Source organism: Mitsuaria sp. TWR114 (genome assembly GCF_007997345.1).
On the sequence record NZ_VOSR01000673.1, the window covers coordinates 1 to 3932 of the forward strand.

Sequence of the window (3932 nt, forward strand, 5' to 3'; positions counted from 1 at the left end):
ACCGAGTTCGGCCTGTCCGGCAAGAGCTTCGACCCGCCCGAGATGCCGCCCGCCTCGCTGACCCAGGGCGACGACTTCGTCGTCACGCCGACCCGCTGGTCCAAGGCGCGGCTGGTGGACTACGGCTTCGAGGCCGACAAGGTCCTGGTCGTGCCGCACGGCTACAAGACCGACACCTTCTTCCCGATGACGCCCGAGCAGCGCCAGGCTGCCCGCGCGGCGCTGGGCATGCAGCCGCACGAAACGGTGTTCAGCAACGTCGGCGTGGCGACCTGGAACAAGGGCATCGACCTGCTGCTGCTGGCCTTCGCCGAGCTGCGCCTGCAGGGCCTGCCGGTGCGGCTGATCCTCAAGGACCACCAGGGGCTGTACGGCATCGGCGTCGAGCGCCTCTTCGCCGAGCTGGCCACGCGGGCGCCGGCGCTGAACGCGCCGCAGGTGCGCGACGGCATTTCCATCCTGTCGACCAGCCTGAACCTGCCGCAGTTGCGCTCGCTGTACGCGCTGTCCGACGCCTATGTCTCCCCCTACCGCGCCGAAGGCTTCAACCTGCCGGTGCTGGAGGCGATGGGCTGCGGCACGCACGTGATCGTCAGCGGCGGCGGCGCCACCGACGACTTCACCCCGCCCGAGCTCTGCCACCGCCTGCACAGCCGTCCCGGCACCGCGGCCGACGCGCCGCAGCCGGTCGGCGCCTTCGTCGTGCCCGACCTCGATGACCTGCGCGAGGCCATGCTGCAGGTGGTCGAGCAGCGCCTGACGCCGGCGCCGCGCCGCGAGGCCGCCCGCCAGCGGCTGGCGCAGCGCTTCTCCTGGGGTACGGTCACGAAGCAGCTGCTGGACCTGATGTGACATGAGCACTGCCAAGCCCAGCATCGCCGTCGCCATCGTCGACACCGACCTGCATGTCCTGGCGCGCCAGGCGCTGCTGCACAGCATGCGGCAGATGGAGCTGCAGGGCCTGCCCTTCAGCCAGGTGCTGATCTATTCGGACAAGCCGGAGCTCTGGCCCGGCCTGCCGGTGATCCCGGTGCCGACGCTGCGCTCGATCGCCGAGTACAACCTGCTGATCACCCGGGAGCTGGCCAAGCACCTCAGCGCCGACCATGTGCTAGTGATCCAGTACGACGGCTTCGTGCTCAACGCCGACCAGTTCTCGCCGCACTTCCTGCATTACGACTACATCGGCGCGCCCTGGCCCAACTACGAGGTCAACGAGGTCGGCAACGGCGGCTTCTCGTGGCGCTCGCGGCGGCTGGTGCATGCGGTCGCCCAGCTGGACTACCCGGACCCGACCGAGGCCGAGGACCTCTACATCTGCCGCACGATGCGCGAGACGCTGGAGCGCGCCGGCTGCCGCTTCGCGCCCAAGGCGATCGCCTCGCACTTCTCGGTCGAATTCCCCGCGGTGCCCTACCCGACCTTCGGCTTCCACGGCATCTTCCACCTGCCGACGGTCTACCGCGAGATGCCGGACTTCCTGCTGGACCACCTCTCCGACCGCATCGTCAAGACGCGCAGCGGCTTCCTGCTGCCCGGCTTCCAGTCAGTGTCCCCGGCCACGGCCGAGAAGCTCCAGCAGCGCCTGGCGGCGTTGAACGCGGCGCCTTGAACGCCGGCGCCCCTGCCTCCGCCCCTTTTTCCCAAGAACGACACGAGACCCACAAGGCCACCGATGAACGCGAAGCAGCAGATCGTCATCCTGATTCCCCACGGCGTGCAGACCGGCGGGCCGGAGGCCTTGCACCAGCTGTCGGATTCGTTGATCCGCCAGGGTCACGACGCGCGCGTCTGGTACGTGCTGCCCACCGACCTGCCGGCCGTCGACGACCTGTTCCGCCGCAACGGCCTGGGCGCCGGCACGGTGCTCAAGCTGCAGCCGCGGCCCAACACCGTCGCCGACTACGAGAAGTACCAGGTGCGGCTGGCCGAGGAGATCGCGATGACGCCGGACACCTGCGTCGTCCTGGCCGAGACCTATGTGCACTGGCTGCGCTACTTCCAGCCCTGCAAGCCGATGGTCTGGTGGCTGAGCATCGACAACGCCTTCGAGTACCTGTCGGTCAACAAGATCAACCTCAACCTGCTGCGCAGCGAGCGCGTGCTGCACACCTACCAGTCGGGTTACGCGCGCGACGTCATCCAGGCGCTGGGCTGCACCCGCACGTTGCCGCTGTCGGACTACACGCCCGGCAAGCCGGTGCCGGCCGCTGGCGAGCCGGTCTTCGAGACCGCCGCCAAGACCGACATCGCGCTCAACGCCAACCACAAGGTGGTCTACGACGTGGGCGCGATCGCCGCCCGGCTGGAGCGCGAGAACGGCTGCAAGGTCCACCTGATCCGCGGCCTGACGCGGGCCCAGGTCTACGAGGCGCTGGGGCGCAGCAAGCTCTTCATCGACCTGGGCACCTTCCCGGGCAAGGACCGGCTGGCGCGCGAGGCGCTGATGCGCGACTGCTGCGTCTTCGCGCTGGACGTGGGCGCCGCGCGCGACTACGCGCTGCCCGACGAGTGCTACTTCAAGCCCGACCAGGTGGACCAGGTGTTTGCCGGCGCGGCCGGGCTGATGCGCGATTTCGAGCTCTACCTGGAGCTGTCTCGCCCGGCGCGGCAGGCGGTGCTGCGCGAGCGCATGGTCTTCGAGCGCGAGGTGGCCGGGCTGGCCCACGCCTTCGCCGTGTAGGCAATCGCCGCACACCGGCTTGCGCCGGGTGCTTCTTGAGAAGTCGCGACCCAACGCCGAAGATCAGACAGGCTGCGATGACGGCCCGGGCATCTTTCAGGGGGAACACCAATGAACCTTTCAGATCTCAAGGTCAAGACCAAGCTGTGGGCGGGCTTCGGCGTGATGGCGGTGATCGTCGCCGCCGTGGCCGGCGCGGCGCTGCACTGGCTGAACCAGTCCAGTTCGCGCGTCGAGACCTACCTGCAGGGCGTGGCGGCGCGGGAGCGCCTGGTCGTCGAGCTGCAATCCGCAGCGAAGTCGCGGGCCATCTCGGCGCGCAACCTGGTGCTGGTGAGCACGCCGCAGGACCGCGCGCTGGAGCTGGAGGCGGTCACTCGTTCCCATGAGGCGGTGCAGCAGTCGCTGGACCGGCTCAAGCGGCACCTGGCCGCCGCGGCCGACGCGACCGCGCAGGACCGGACGCTCTTCGACAAGGTCGATGCGATCGAGCAGCAGTACGGCCGGGTCGCGCTGGCGATCGTGGGCCTGGCCAAGGACGGCCAACGCGACGAGGCCATCAGCAAGATGAACGCGGAATGCCGGCCGCTGCTGGCGGCGCTGCTGACGGCCACCGGCGACTTCATCCGCTACGAGGACGAGCGCTCGACCGCCGAGACCCAGGCCGCGACCGCGCTGTTCGCGCAGGACCGGATGCTGCTGATCGCGACCGCGCTGCTGTCGGCCGGCGTGGCGGGGTTGCTGGGCTGGCTGATCAGCCGCGCGGTCACCCGGCCGCTGAACCGCGCGATCCAGGTCGCGCAGTCGGTGGCCGACGGCGACCTGCGCGACGAGATCCAGGTCGAGGGCCGCGACGAGCTGAGCCAGTTGCTGACGGCGCTCAAGGCGATGAGCGGCAACCTGTCGACGATGGTCACCAACGTGCGCCAGGCCGCCGACGGCATCGCGACCGCGTCGACACAGATCGCCACCGGCAACCAGGACCTGTCCAGCCGCACCGAATCGCAGGCCGGCGCGCTGCAGCAGACGGCGTCCTCGATGGCGCAGATGACGGAGACGGTGCAGGTCAATGCGGAGACCTCGCGCAAGGCCACCGGCCTGGCGGACGCCGCCGCGCAGGTCGCCGGCCAGGGCGGCGAGGTGGTGGACCGGGTCATCACCACGATGGCGGCCATCACCGGCTCCAGCAAGCGCATCGGCGACATCACCGGCGTGATCGACGGGATCGCCTTCCAGACCAACATCCTGG

The 3932-nt window shown here is 69.6% G+C and carries 4 protein-coding genes; all 4 read left to right on the top strand.

Annotated elements, in window-relative coordinates; translation table 11 throughout:
• On the top strand, nt 1-852 hold an 852-nt coding region (locus FUT87_RS22050; RefSeq protein WP_147242399.1), incomplete at its 5' end, for a glycosyltransferase family 4 protein.
• 1 nt (nt 853) lies between these two features.
• Nucleotides 854-1612 carry a DUF5672 family protein gene (locus FUT87_RS22055; protein WP_147242400.1) on the top strand — a complete coding sequence of 253 codons (759 nt, stop codon included), beginning with the start codon at nt 854-856 and terminating at the stop codon, nt 1610-1612.
• A gap of 63 nt (nt 1613-1675) precedes the next feature.
• Complete coding sequence (locus FUT87_RS22060; RefSeq protein ID WP_091724829.1) at nt 1676-2683, top strand: hypothetical protein; 1008 nt, start codon at nt 1676-1678, stop codon at nt 2681-2683.
• Nucleotides 2684-2794: 111 nt separating this feature from the next.
• The coding region (locus tag FUT87_RS22065) for a HAMP domain-containing protein (protein WP_147242401.1) at nt 2795-3932 on the top strand (1138 nt) is incomplete at its 3' end.

Excerpts from the sequence above, each read along its gene's own strand:
- FUT87_RS22060 (WP_091724829.1), top strand. The coding sequence starts at position 1,676 with ATGAACGCGAAGCAGCAGATCGTCATCCTGATTCCCCACGGCGTGCAG.
- FUT87_RS22055 (WP_147242400.1), top strand. The coding sequence starts at position 854 with ATGAGCACTGCCAAGCCCAGCATCGCCGTCGCCATCGTCGACACCGAC.